This is a genomic window from Arsenicibacter rosenii (assembly GCF_001870735.1).
GTDB classification, from domain to species: domain Bacteria; phylum Bacteroidota; class Bacteroidia; order Cytophagales; family Spirosomataceae; genus Arsenicibacter; species Arsenicibacter rosenii.
The window spans coordinates 423,148-436,745 of record NZ_MORL01000002.1 but is presented as its reverse complement, the minus strand read 5'-3'; the positions used below and the strand labels follow the sequence as shown (position 1 = coordinate 436,745).

Annotated in this window: 11 protein-coding genes; 3 read left to right on the top strand and 8 right to left on the bottom strand. The window is 51.8% G+C overall.

What is annotated here, in order from left to right; genetic code table 11:
- Positions 1 to 115: 115 nt before the first annotated feature.
- The 6 genes from gcvP to bshA all read right to left on the bottom strand — a co-directional run bounded on the left by gcvP (position 116) and on the right by bshA (position 9,393).
- On the bottom strand, positions 116 to 3,013 hold the full coding sequence (gene gcvP / locus BLX24_RS05760; protein ID WP_071502124.1) for an aminomethyl-transferring glycine dehydrogenase: 2,898 nt from the start codon (positions 3,011 to 3,013) through the stop codon (positions 116 to 118).
- Positions 3,014 to 3,195: 182 nt separating this feature from the next.
- Positions 3,196 to 4,599 (bottom strand): tetratricopeptide repeat protein, encoded by a 1,404-nt coding sequence (locus BLX24_RS05755; RefSeq protein ID WP_071502331.1) that lies wholly within the window; start codon positions 4,597 to 4,599, stop codon positions 3,196 to 3,198.
- Between the two features lie 225 nt (positions 4,600 to 4,824).
- Entirely contained in the window at positions 4,825 to 5,832 is a 1,008-nt protein-coding gene (locus tag BLX24_RS05750; RefSeq protein ID WP_071502123.1) for an NAD-dependent epimerase/dehydratase family protein, read from the bottom strand.
- Between the two features lie 191 nt (positions 5,833 to 6,023).
- The gene (locus BLX24_RS05745; RefSeq protein WP_071502122.1) at positions 6,024 to 6,680 is read right to left on the bottom strand and encodes a sterol desaturase family protein; all 657 of its coding nucleotides are present in this window, start codon (positions 6,678 to 6,680) and stop codon (positions 6,024 to 6,026) included.
- Between the two features lie 170 nt (positions 6,681 to 6,850).
- Positions 6,851 to 8,185, bottom strand: a complete 1,335-nt coding sequence (locus tag BLX24_RS05740; RefSeq protein WP_071502121.1) for an NAD(P)/FAD-dependent oxidoreductase — start codon at positions 8,183 to 8,185, stop codon at positions 6,851 to 6,853.
- A 47-nt stretch (positions 8,186 to 8,232) separates the two neighbouring features.
- Positions 8,233 to 9,393 (bottom strand): N-acetyl-alpha-D-glucosaminyl L-malate synthase BshA, encoded by a 1,161-nt coding sequence (bshA, locus tag BLX24_RS05735; RefSeq protein ID WP_071502120.1) that lies wholly within the window; start codon positions 9,391 to 9,393, stop codon positions 8,233 to 8,235.
- 136 nt (positions 9,394 to 9,529) lie between these two features.
- Here bshA and BLX24_RS05730 point away from each other — a divergent pair, with 136 nt between their 5' ends.
- Both BLX24_RS05730 and BLX24_RS05725 read left to right on the top strand, forming a co-directional pair.
- Positions 9,530 to 10,414 carry a geranylgeranylglycerol-phosphate geranylgeranyltransferase gene (locus BLX24_RS05730; RefSeq protein WP_071502119.1) on the top strand — a complete coding sequence of 295 codons (885 nt, stop codon included), beginning with the start codon at positions 9,530 to 9,532 and terminating at the stop codon, positions 10,412 to 10,414.
- A 119-nt stretch (positions 10,415 to 10,533) separates the two neighbouring features.
- Positions 10,534 to 11,235, top strand: coding sequence for a TapB family protein (locus BLX24_RS05725; RefSeq protein ID WP_071502118.1), 702 nt, complete (start codon positions 10,534 to 10,536; stop codon positions 11,233 to 11,235).
- Between the two features lie 47 nt (positions 11,236 to 11,282).
- Here BLX24_RS05725 and BLX24_RS05720 read toward each other — a convergent pair whose 3' ends face one another.
- Positions 11,283 to 11,870 (bottom strand): hypothetical protein, encoded by a 588-nt coding sequence (locus BLX24_RS05720; protein ID WP_229201712.1) that lies wholly within the window; start codon positions 11,868 to 11,870, stop codon positions 11,283 to 11,285.
- Positions 11,871 to 12,071: 201 nt separating this feature from the next.
- Here BLX24_RS05720 and BLX24_RS05715 point away from each other — a divergent pair, with 201 nt between their 5' ends.
- The gene (locus BLX24_RS05715) at positions 12,072 to 12,449 is read left to right on the top strand and encodes a MerC domain-containing protein (RefSeq protein ID WP_071502117.1); all 378 of its coding nucleotides are present in this window, start codon (positions 12,072 to 12,074) and stop codon (positions 12,447 to 12,449) included.
- 77 nt (positions 12,450 to 12,526) lie between these two features.
- On the opposite strand, the gene BLX24_RS05710 is transcribed toward BLX24_RS05715, so the two are convergent.
- Positions 12,527 to 13,591, bottom strand: coding sequence for a sialidase family protein (locus BLX24_RS05710; RefSeq protein WP_071502116.1), 1,065 nt, complete (start codon positions 13,589 to 13,591; stop codon positions 12,527 to 12,529).
- Positions 13,592 to 13,598 lie beyond the last annotated feature (7 nt).

Sequence of the window (13,598 nt, the reverse complement as noted above, 5' to 3'; positions counted from 1 at the left end):
AAGGGGCCCGTTCTGAGTAGAACGGGCCCCTTTCATTATAAAAGCTGTTCGCGATGCGGATTACGAATCCGCGGTTAGATTGTTCCGGATTACAAATCCGGAACAGCGTGTCTGTTTACGCCACAGTCGCTTCTTCGGCCGCGTAGGCTTCCGTCGGGATGCAGGCGCAGATCAGGTTCCGGTCACCGAAAGCCGAGTCGATACGGCTCACGCTTGGCCAGAACTTCCGGCTTTGTACGTACGGCAACGGATAAACTGCTTTCTGACGGCTGTACGGGCGATCCCAGCTTTCGCTCAGCACCACGGTAGCCGTGTGCGGCGCGTGCTTCAGGACATTATTTGCTTTATCGGCGTTACCTTCTTCGATCTCGCGGATTTCGTTGCGGATGCTCAGCAGCGCGTCGCAGAAACGATCCAGTTCCGTTTTCGATTCCGATTCGGTTGGTTCGATCATGAGCGTACCGGCTACCGGGAACGACACCGTTGGCGCGTGGAAACCGTAGTCCATCAGACGCTTCGCAATGTCTTCTACCTCAACGCCTGCCGAGGCCTTGAACGGACGGCAATCCACGATCATTTCGTGGGCACAGCGACCGTTGGTGCCGGTATACAGGATCTCAAACTGACCGGCCAACCGGGCCTTGATGTAGTTGGCGTTCAGGATGGCCCGTTTCGTGGCATTCGTCAGCCCTTCACTACCCATCATGGCAATGTAGGCATACGAAATCGTCAGGATGCTGGCCGAACCGTACGGAGCTGCCGAAACTGCGCCTTTCGGTGTTTTCACCGCGCGCTCAGCCATTCCGTTCAGCTCAACGTGACCCGGCAGGAAAGGCACCAGGTGTTCGGCTACACCGATCGGACCCATACCAGGGCCACCACCACCGTGCGGAATACAGAACGTCTTGTGCAGGTTGAGGTGGCAAACGTCCGCACCAATCGTAGCCGGAGAAGTCAGCCCAACCTGCGCATTCATGTTTGCACCGTCCATATAAACCTGTCCGCCAAATGTATGGATGGTCTTACAGATATCTTTAATGCTTTCTTCAAACACTCCGTGTGTCGACGGATAAGTTACCATCAGACACGACAGGTCATTGCTGTATTGTTCGGCTTTGGTTTTCAGGTCAGCCACGTCGATGTTGCCACGCTCGTCGCATTTCACGATAACCACCTTCATACCGGCCATTACGGCGCTGGCCGGGTTTGTTCCGTGGGCCGACTGCGGAATCAGGGCGACATTCCGGTGCTCATCACCACGGCTCAGGTGATAGGCGCGGATAACCATCAGACCGGCGTATTCGCCCTGGGCACCTGAGTTCGGCTGGAGCGACATGGCCGCGAAGCCGGTAATTTCACATAACCAGGCATTCAGGTCCTTGAACAACTGCTGATAACCCGCAGTCTGGTCTTTGGGGGCAAACGGGTGCAGGCGACCAAACTCCGGCCACGTTACCGGAATCATCTCGGCCGTAGCGTTCAGTTTCATCGTACAGCTACCCAATGAAATCATTGAGTGTACGAGCGACAGGTCTTTTTCTTCCAGTGAACGCAGGTAACGCAGCATTTCGTGCTCCGTGTGGTGCGTGTTAAAGACCGGATGCGTCAGATAGGCAGACTGGCGGATCAGCCGTTCCGGCCAGGTAATTTCCAGTTCACCGGCAATGCGTTCTACATCAGCCTTAATGCCGAATACGGTCAGCAGTTCGGTTACATCTTCCAGTGTTTTCGTTTCGTCAAACGCAATACCTACGCGTTCTTCGTCGGCATAGTAACGCAGGTTGAGCTGAGCGGCCTTGGCCGATTTTTTCAGCGAGTCTACGTCGTCAACCTTTACCGTGATGGTATCGAAATAGTTTTCGTTCAGAATCTCGTAACCGTTGCGCTTCAGGGCTGTGGCAAACACTTTCGTCAGGCCATGTACCTGTCCGGCAATAGTCCGCAGCCCTTCCGGACCGTGGAAAACGGCATAGCTGCCGGCCATTACGGCAAGCAGTACCTGAGCCGTACAGATATTTGATGTCGCTTTTTCGCGGCGGATATGCTGCTCCCGTGTCTGAAGGGCCATCCGCAGTGCCGGTTTACCTTCGGCATCCTGCGATACACCGATAATCCGGCCCGGAATCTGGCGCTTGTAGGCGTCGCGGGTCGCAAAGAAAGCAGAATGTGGTCCGCCGTAGCCCATCGGTACCCCGAAACGCTGGGCAGAACCCACCACGACGTCGGCCCCCATTTCGCCCGGAGGCGTCAGCAGCGTCAGCGCAAGCAGGTCGGCCGCTACGGCTACGGTTATATTTTGTTCGTGTGCTGCCGCAATCAGGTCTGTGTAATCGAATACGCTGCCGTCGGTTGCCGGATATTGCAGCAACATGCCAAACAGGTCAGGGTACGTCAGGTTTACCTGGCGGTGATCCCCGACAACCACTTTCACCCCGATCGGCGTTGCCCGCGTAATGATCAGGTCAATAGTTTGCGGGTGGCAAAGGCTTGATACGAAAAAGGTATTTGCATTCTTTTTCGAAGCCGGCCGTGTAGCATACAGCATGTGCATGGCTTCGGCCGCCGCCGTGCCCTCATCGAGCAGCGACGCGTTCGCGATTTCCAGACCGGTCAGTTCAATGACAACCGTCTGAAAATTCAGCAGTGCTTCCAGACGTCCCTGTGCAATTTCTGCCTGATACGGTGTATAAGCCGTATACCAGGCCGGATTTTCCAGCACATTGCGCAGAATAACGTTTGGCGTAATGGTATCGTAGTAGCCCGTACCGATGTATGATTTAAAAATCTTGTTTTGCTGGGCTAATTTTTTGAAGTCTGACAGAAAGCGGTACTCGCTTTTAGGTGCTGGCAGATTAAGTGGGTTGGCAAGCCGGATACCTGTCGGAACGGTCTGATTGATAAGCTCATCGATGGAGTCGACTCCTACTTTTTTAAGCATGTCGGTCACGTCTTGATCGACTATCCCGTTATGCCGGTTCTCAAACAGGTCAGTTTGCTGAAGATTAATTTTCATAAATCAGTAGAAACGGAGATTTCTATCAAAACTCAAAGTTACGATAAAAGGTGCGGACTCGCAGAGCCTTGTTGGTAATTTCCTGTTTTCCAGCAATAGTGTCTTAGCTCATTCCAATGTTAACAACAAAGCCGCCCCCGAAACCGGAGGCGGCTTTGCGTCCTGAAATGGCATTTTTTGTATTACTCTTTTTTGTATTGCTGAATGATTTTATACAGCGCTTTTTGCTTTTCCAGTTCCGGAAAAAATTCAAACAGCTGTACGTGAGCTTCATAGTCGATGGTCAGGGCGGCTTCCAGATTGAGCAGTGCCTCCCGGTACAGACCGGCATGAATCAGATATACGGCCGCGCGGTAATAGAGGTCAGCCTCTTTCGGCAGCTCCGAAATCCCCTGCTGGATGATCTCGTAGGCCTTTGTAAAGTTCCCCTGATCAAACGGGAGCAACGACCACACCAGGTAAATATCCGGATTGGCCGGGTCTACCTCTGCGGCCTTTTCAAAGGCTTCGACGCTCGACACCACGTTACCGATTTTATATTCTGTTTCGGCCAGGGCGAGGTAGTATTCACCGTTTTGTTCGTTCAGCTTAATGGCTTTGTTGATAAACGGCAGGGCTTCATACCATTTACCCAGTTCGCTCATGCAAACGCCGACCCCAAACCAGGCTTCGTCCCAGAGCTGATCCAGCCGGACAGCCTCGCGGTACTCCCGGATCGCTTCCTGTAGTTTATTCTGCTTTTCGAGACTGGCTCCCAGATGGCAGTAGGTATCTGCCGTCGGCTCTTCGTGTTTCAGGGTATTCCGGTAACACTGCTCAGCCTTTTCAAACTGGCCGAGGTTCATGTAGGTATTTCCCAGATTAAACCACGCCGACGCAAAGTCTTCTTTAATGATCGTGGCATAATCGTAGGCTTCCGCCGCTTCGTCATAACGAGCCAGCTTGCTGTAAGCGATACCGATGTTATACCACGCATTGTACGAATACGGATCCCCGTCGATCAGTTTCTGATAATACGGCAGGCTACCTTCCAGTTCGCCCGTTACGTCCAGGCAGAAAGCCAGTTCGTACAGTGCATTTTCATTGTTGATATTCAGGTCAATGGCCTTTTTGTACTGCTCGATTGCCTCGTCGTACTTCCCCCAGTTCTGATAACTCTGGCCGATCTGAAAATAAATATCGTCCTTGTCATCTGTGCGGTCCAGCAGCTCTTCCAGCGTTTGGACCGACTCTTCAAACCGACCGGCCATGTTCAGAACAGTGCCCTGCATGTACTGAATATCCAGATCACCGGGATTAAAAAGGCCCGCCCGATCGAGCAGCTCCAGGGCTTCGTCGAACTGGGTTTGGTTGGCCAGAATCTGTGCTTTGTCGAGCATCAGTTCCAGGGCATAGGGGTAGTTATCCAGGCCGGCTTCGGCCGCAAGCAACGCCTTGTCGAGGTCGCCTTCATTCAGATAATGTTCTACCAGGCGTTCGTACACTTCCAGATCAAAAAACTGACGCTCGCGGCGGGCTAACATCAGTTCAAATTGACGGAGTGATTCTTTGATGTCGCCTTCTCTTTCCTCAAACTCTTGCTCCATGTCCAATTGATTTACGAGGTACAATTTACGAGGTACGAGGTACGAAAAAACGACCTTACCGGGATCGCTATTCATCGTTCGTTATCCGTAAATCAGTTGATAGGGGCCGCACAACAGCCGTGCGAACTATCTAATAGCAGTAGAAAGATATGCGTTTTAAATGATTCCACCAATTACCGCAGGCTAATTTTTGCCGCGTTACCCGGCGATCCATTCTCCGTTTCTTCAGCCTTTAATGACCTGTGCGGCTTCCCGTATCGTGTCATCCAGTGAACGATACTGAAAATCAATCACCTGTCTGATCCGGCCTCCGTCGAACTGATAGAAACTACCCGCTGAACGGGCGGTCTCGCGTGTAACCAGCGGAGACCTGCCGGTAATCCAGGACCGCACAGCCTCTACCCGCCACGCAATTTCTGACAGAACGGGCGATACCGGTATGGTTGGCGGACGCTTCTTTAACGCTACTGCTATCTTATCTAACAATTCTTTGTACGGAATAGTGCCTGCATTTAAAATGTAACGTTCGGCCGTACTACCGCTGACTACCAGCTTGTACATCGCATCCGCCACATCCTGCACGTCAACGTAATTGACCAGGCCACCGGGATAGAACCGTTTTTCGTCATACACATACTGAAAAAGCTGCATGCTGCTGCGGCTCCAGTCGCCCGGCCCGAATACAACCGACGGATTTACCATCACGGCATTCAGTCCTTCGGCAACGCCGCGCCATACCTCTAATTCACCCCGGTATTTGGTTTTTGCATAGTTTGAGTTCAGCGGGGAGTCTTCCCATTTCTGCGTTTCATGAATCAGAACAGGCTGACCGGCAGGCTGGTTATTGGTAGCCGGACGCCCCAATGCTGCGACCGAACTTACATACCCCAGTTTCCGGATGCCCGCATGCAGGCAGACATTCACGACATTAGCCGTGCCTTCGACATTTACTTTTTCCATGTGCGCACGGTCTTTCGGCACAAACGACACGATGGCGGCCGCATGCACCACGTCGATCCCCGGCCGGATGGCCGCTTCCAGCGACGGAATGTCGGTAACATCGCCTTCATGCCATTTGATCCGGTCAGCCACATCGGTGAGCAGACCCGCATCCCGTTCCGGCCGTTTCAGGGCCTCGACCTGATACCCTTCCCGCAAAAACCGCCGGGCGATGTGACTGCCGATAAAGCCGGTGGCACCGGTGATAAAAACGGTTTTAGCAAGTAATGTCATGTAGCTGTTGCTCTTCCATGCTGCGAAATTCGGTATTTCCCCTAAAAAAACCACTGCCAGCAACGGATTGGTTACTGGCAGTGGTTTTTAATTTTTCAGACAGGCTTTCTCTTATAAAGCCGGCAAGCGCCCTTTTGTCAGACATCGGGCATCCTGTATCAGCTATCTTTCCGTAGCCCTGCGTCTATACGTTAACGCACGTATGTACCGAAAATATAATCCCAGACCGGCGACGAAACGCCGTAGTTGCTGTCATGGTTTTTGTAATGATGAACACTGTGATTAATCCACAGCCACTTAAAGAAGTTTTTCGGCGGCGCATAGGCGTGTACGATAAAGTGTACTGCCAGGTAGCCCGAATAACCTACCAGAAAACCCGGGAAGAAGGCGTATGCGGCTTCGCCCATCAGCAGGAAAAACACCCCGAAAAAGAAAGCAGCTACGAAAATAGCCAGTGCCGGTGGCATCGCCAGACGGGTCTTGTCTTTCGGAAACTCATGGTGAATTCCGTGGAATGTATACTGGATTTTAGCCCGTCGTTCTGTTTTCGGCTCTAAGTGATAGAGGTACCGGTGCAATACATATTCAAATAAGGTAAAAACAGCCAGACCGGTAACAAAAAGACCGGCAATCAGGCCGCTGCTCATGTCTGTATATGTAAACGCATACCAGCCCAGAAAAGCCGATAGCGCAAGCCACATTGAAATAGGTACCGAAATGTGTGTCCGTGAAAGGGCTTCCAGAACCGGATTGTCAAATAGCTGGCGGGTCCCGCTATTTTTTGGCCGCGCATGTGTCGCCCGGAATCCGGGGCGATCCATGGTAGGTCGCTCAGTAGTTTGTTCCATAGTAGTTTTTATAAAGTTGAATGATCGCGAATCTAAAACCAGTACTGGTTTAATGTTATGACAACTGTCAGACTTGCTCACAGGTTTCATAAACATTATTAAAATTATTAGATGACCATCCGAGGGCAACATTATGCTACTAGACAACTAACTCTGAAAACACCCCTATTCTATTTTACAACTACCTGATCATCAACCCGGGCTTTTATGGCATCAAAATTTCCTTTGGGCAATTTAGGCCGGATAATCAACCGCAGGGAGTTATCGTAAGTAACATAGTTCCACATCCAGTTAATTAAAATGAGCAAACGGTTTTTCACGCCCACAATGGCCATGAGGTGCACAAAGAGCCAGACAAACCAGGCGATTACCCCGCTGAAGCGCAGAAACGGCAGATCGACCACGGCCAGCCCGCGCCCAATGGTTGCCATGGTGCCAAGATCCTGGTAAACGAAGTCTTTCATGGCTTCTCCCTTTTGCACACGAATGAAGTTTCTGGCCAGGTGATTTCCCTGCTGAATGGCCGGCTGGGCAATCTGCGGGTGGCCGTTAGGCCACTTTTCCTCAGTCATAAGCGCCACATCACCAACGGCGTAAATGTCGGTCACGCCCTGCACCTGGCTATAGCGGTTCACCGTCAGGCGGTTGCCGCGTCCCAGCGATTCGGCCGGTAAACCCGCCAGCGGATTGGCCCGTACGCCCGCCGCCCAGATGAGGTTATTGGTGCGTAATGTATTGCCGTCGGCCATAAATACCGTACGGCCATCGAAGTCTTTTACCCGCGTATTCAGCCTGACATGCACGCCCAGCTCTTCGAGGTATTCCTGTGATTTCTGGTGTGAGTTTTCCGACATAGGTCCCAGCAGCTCCCCACCCGATTCGATGAGGTAAATCTGCATCATGTCGAAATTCAGTTCGGGGTAATCGCGGGGTAGTACAGTACGTTTCATTTCGGCCAGCGTACCACACAGCTCTACGCCGGTTGGCCCGCCCCCGACAACGACCACATTCATGAGTCCCTGTTTTTCGTCTTCGTTATCGACGCTCAGGGCATCTTCAAAATTTTGCAGAATCCGGTTACGCAACGCAATGGCTTCGGCTACCGACTTCATCGGCAGTGCCCGCTCAATGATGTTCTGCATCCCGAAAAAATTGGTATCGGCCCCGGTTGCAATCACCAGAGCGTCATACTCTACCGGGCCCAGCTCGGTATCAATGGCTTTATCGGCCGGACGAACGCCGGTCACCGTCGTAATCCGGATATGAACATTTTTACAGCCGCCAAACACAGCCCGCAGCGGAAACAAAATGGAGTTGGCCTCCAGACCCGACGTGGCCACCTGGTAATACAGCGGCTGAAACTCATGGTAATTCTGCTTGTTGAGCAAAATCACCTGAAAAGCTGATTGGCGCGATAACCGGCGGGCCAGCTTAAGGCCACCAAACCCGGCACCAACAATGACAACGCGTTGCCGGCCGTCACGGGGAGGTATGTTTGGATTCATAAAAATGATTGTCCTGGTCGTTCATGAACAAGCAACAGCAGACCGGATCAGCTGTGGCTTTCTACCGGATAAACCCGCAAAGCCCGTGCTTGTTCGATAACCCGTTCGTAATGCTGTTCGTATAAAGGCAGAATTTTAGATAGTTCAAATTCTTTGGCACGGGCCAGCGCGTTGGCTTTAAACGTTGGCAGGTGATCATCATTGAGGATATAGAGGGCATTTTTCACCATATCATCCACATCGCCGACATTGCTCAGAAAACCGGTTACCCCCTGCAGGTTCAGTTCGGGCAGGCCACCGGCATTCGACGTAATCAGCGGTACCTCGCAGGCCAGAGCTTCGAGCGCCGCCAGACCAAAGCTTTCGTTTTCTGACGGCATCAGAAACAGATCCGCTACCGACAGGATTTCTTCCACCGCATCCAGCTTACCCAGAAACCGGACATCATCATGAATACCCAGTTCACGGCAAAGCTGCTGAATCCGGTTCCGCTCAGGTCCGTCGCCAACCAACAGTAACCGCGCCGGCATCTGCTGCCGTACGTGGTAGAAGGTCATCACCGCATCGTCAATGCGTTTGACGCGGCGGAAGTTTGAGGTATGGACAATCAGCTTTTCGCCATTCGGGCAGATGGCCGTTTTGAAATGGTCTTTCTGCTGCCGCTTAAAGCGGGTCAGGTCAATGAAGTTCGGAATTACCTCAATTTCGCGGTTAATCTTGAAGTGCCGGTAGGTGTCTTTCCGCAGATCTTCCGAAACCGAGGTTACCCCGTCCGACTCATTAATACTGAATGTAACGACCGGTTCGTAGGAAGCATCCTTGCCAACCAGTGTAATGTCTGTTCCATGCAGGGTTGTGACAACCGGTACGCACTTACCCCATGACCGTAAAATCATTTTTGCCATGTAGGCGGCCGAAGCATGCGGAATGGCGTAGTGTACATGGAGCAAATCCACGTTCTCGTTCATGACCACGTTCACCATCTCACTCGCCAGCGCCGATTCATAGGGCGGATACTGGAAAAGCGGGTACGATGGGATATTGACTTCGTGATAAAATACGTTCTCGTTAAAAAAATCGAGCCGCGGAGGTTGTTGATAGGTAATAAAATGGACCTGATGGCCATTTTTGGCCAGTGCTTTGCCTAATTCTGTAGCTACCACACCACTACCACCAAAGGTAGGATAGCAAACAATGCCGATTTTCATGACAGAGGAACATCATTTTTCTGTAAAAAATCCCATATATGACCGTAAACAATTTGTTAATGGTATGGAACGGCACGGCTTAATACCCTTAATGTATTATTTTTGATTGGTTAAGTAGCATTATAAGCGCGTTGGCATGACCCGCAGACTTCCTCTTTCGGCATTTTTTACTGGTTTCCTGCGGCTGATCCGGGTGCAAAATCTGCTGATTGTGATTTTGACTCAGTATCTGGCCCGCATTTGTCTGGCAGGTACCGCAACCAGCCGGCCTGACCCTGCTCCGGCTTCAGCCCTTGCCGATCCGCAGATGCTTTTGCTCACGTTGTCAACGGTTTGTATCGCGGCGGCCGGGTATATCATCAACGATTATTTTGACATCAAGATTGATATTGTCAACAAGCCCGACCGGGTCATTATCGGCCGTTATCTGAAACGCCGGGTGGCCATGGGGGCCCACCAGACACTCAACATCATCGGGTGCCTGATTGGCCTGTACCTGAGCCGGTGGGTGTTTATCGTAGATGTGCTGTCGGTAACCTTGTTGTGGTTTTATTCGGCTCATTTCAAACGTCAGCCGTTTATCGGCAACGTGATTGTCTCGTTTCTGACGGCCCTTTCGCTCATTATTCTGGCGGTGTATTACCGGCGGAATGTTGAGTTGCTGATGATTTACGCCCTGTTTTCGTTTGTGATTTCGCTGGTTCGTGAAATCATCAAGGACATGGAAGACATCCGTGGCGATGCGCGGTTCGGTTGCCGCACCCTGCCCATTGTCTGGGGTCTGCGCCGGACAAAGTACTTCCTGTACGGGCTTATTGCCACGTTTATTCTGATTTTATTCCTGATGGCCCGCTCCCTGGCCAATCCGCATCTCAGTCTTATTTTTGCTGCCCTGCTCCTGCCCGTGGGCTATCTGGTCTACCGGTTGGTAATGGCTGATAAAAAACGTGATTTCAGCCAGCTCAGCGACCTCTGCAAGATCATTATGCTCCTCGGCGTGGTCAGCATGATCTGGGCCTGAAAACGCCGCCACAGGGCGACAGGATAAGGAAGCCCCCTTCCCGTTAACCGTTTCCTAAGAAGCTATAGACGAGCATGCTAACTTCGGCTATCTTGAGCCGGTTATAACGCTTGTCGCTTATGAAACGCTCATTCCTTCTTGCTTTCTTCCTGGTTACCTTCACATCGGTAGCCACCTATGCCCAGACCTGTATGGGTATGACCCTCAAGGCCGGTATGGGCTGCGAAATGATTACCTACAATGCCAAAGACAAAATGACCGGCAAAATGACGTACAACGTCAGCGATGTACGCCGGGACGGCAATAATACGATTGTAAAAGTTGATTTTGAGTCGGCCGACGAGAAAGGCAAATCCACGCAGAAATCAACGCTCACCTATACCTGCTCAGGTAACGAGCTGATTGCCGATTTATCCGGTTTTATGCAGAACGGCCAGAATCAGGCCTTCAAAGATGGCGAAGTACGACTGAAAACCAACCGGCTGGTGTATCCGGCTTTATCGGCGGGCCAGACATTACCCGACGGAAAACTGGAAGCTGATATGTACAACAACGGCTCCCTGATGGTCGAAATGACTATCGACATGACCAACCGGAGTGTGGGCAGTAAAGAAAGCCTGACGGTACCGGCGGGTACGTTTGACGTATTCAAAATCAGTTCCGACATGACCGTGAAGTCGAAAGTGATGGGCATGAGTATTCCGGCCAACCTGAAGGTAGTTACCTACCGCGCAGCCAATACATTGTTCGACATCCGCTCCGAAACTTATAACAAAAACGGCAAGCTTTACGCCTATACCGTACTGAGTAAGGTATTTTAACAAAGGGAGTAAGGGTGTGGTCTTTCTCCCTTTACTCTTTTGCTTGCTTAGTTGACTGTCAGTGTAAAGTCCAGATTCACATCGTCGCTGCCCGGTGTGACGGTGCCGTTTTTAACAGGCTGGCCATTGACCGGCGGCTGATGGCGCAGCTGTACCTTGAGGGTGCCTGTACCGGCAGCACCCGCCTTTGCCGTTGATGTTAAACCAACCGGATAGTTGCGGCTGTCTTTATCCGTAATGGTTACGGTTAGCAACGAGGCCGGGCTTGGGGTATAAACCACCAGGTGCTCATCTTTTTTCTGGTTAATTTCGGCCGTTATGTCATCGGCCGGTGTCTTGCTTTCGTCCTGAAACGTAATGGCCAGATCGTAGGTTTTACCGGCCGTCAGCGTGATGGCGTCGAACTTCGTCGGGGCTTGCCCGCCATCACCGTCTACGTCACGATACGTAAACGTCCGGGCGTTGGTCGTCCCTTGTTCCGTAAACTTCAGACTCACGGTTGTAATCAGTTCGTTCTCATCAGCCGGCTCCGGATTATTGGCCTTGTCGCAGCCCGTCAGCAAAAAAATTGTTGCGCAAAACAGAGACGCACCCGCCACATAGCGGCGAAAAGAGTTAGCTCCAACATTCTTCATAACTTCTTCGTATACAGATTGTAAATCAATAACTTACCCAGACAGGGGATTATCTGTCCGACAAAGAACGGAAAGTTTTTTCTATATTTGCAACACTGTTGCAAATTATTTGCAACACTGTTGCAAATTATTTGCAACTTTGCTGCAACTATTTGAGTTAATAGTATCAACAGAAGAAAGAATTGACGTAAATTTGCGGTGATGAAAACGGAAGCGGAATCAAATAAAGCGGATTACATTGGGATTACAGGCTCGGTTTTGTGCCTGATTCACTGCCTGATCACGCCAGTGTTGCTGATGACAACCAACTTTTTGAAAGACGATCTGGTGCGGACGGGCTTTTTAAGCCTCGACTATGTATTCATTGGCGTCAACATCATTGCCGTCTATTTTGCTACCCGCCATGCACCCAGTACCGTACGGACAAGCCTGTGGGGCTTTCTAAGCCTCTTCACGGTTGCCATCCTGCTGGAAGATGTTAATCCGGTATTCGAATATGTTGGCTATGCGGCCTCATTAGGCCTTGTGGCCTCTCACCTGTTCAACATCCGCCACTGCCGTCTGGAACACGCGCACTGAGCGAACCGATATCAAACGAAACGTCCCCTGCCGGTTGATACTGGCAGGGGACGTTTCGTTTTCAGGCTATCAGGTTTTTATTCCGGCCATTTACCGTCTTTCATGGCCGTCAGCATGACCTTCGACGGGTCGAGTACCACGTGTTTGATCCGTTCGCGTTTCCAGGTATAGGTAATATGCACCAGCCCGTCTTTGGTCTGAATAACGGCCGGATACGAAAATTCGGCTTTAGGTTCATTTTCGAGCACATTGGCCGCCTCCCAGACCTTACCATCTTTCGAGAAGGCTGCATTCAGTACTGACCGGCGACCCCATTTTTCGGCCCCGTCGGAGATATGATTGTAGATCAGCACATGCCGGCCGTCTTTCAGCGTTACGGCATCGATCCCGGAGTTCGGGTTGGGCAACGGCGTATTTTCGAGTGGTGACCATGTTGTCCCGCCGTCGGTCGACCAGGTGCTGAGGATGTAGCCGCCCGTACCCCGGCAAACCATTTGCAGCTTACCGCCGGGATGAATCAGGATGCTCGGCTGAATGGCCCCGGGCTTACCGCTGTTCAATGGCGGCGTGGCCTGCCACGTTTTGCCTTTGTCGGTTGAACTTTCGACATGCAGACGCCAGCCGTCATGTTCGGTACTGGTCGGACTCAGGAGCTTGCCGGAAGCCAGCAGCTCAGGTTTGTTTTTGATCGGGCCCAGAATACCGTCGGGCAACCGCTTCGGTGCCGACCAGGTTTTCCCGCCATCCGTTGACCGGATTTCCATCCCCCACCATGTCGACGGACTGGGACCAACCTTGTAATAAAGCACCAGCGGCCCTTTCGGAAACTGAAACAGGACCGGATTCCAGCACGGGTGCCGCTTCCCGTCGGCCTGTACGCCGTTGGCCACTTCGACCGGCGGGGTCCAGACGCCTTTCTCCTGCCGGCTAACCCAGATCCCTACGTCGGGATGCTTTTCGTGCGTACCGCCAAACCATGAGGTAACCAACCCGGTCGGGGTTTCCGCAATGGTGGAGGCATGACAGGACGGAAACGGTGCGGTCTCGTAAATAAATTCACTTTTCACGATGCCCGGGCCGGTTTGAGCCGATAACCAGGCCGGTAGTAAACACATTAAAAGCAGAAATACGTTAGATTGCATGGCGGAG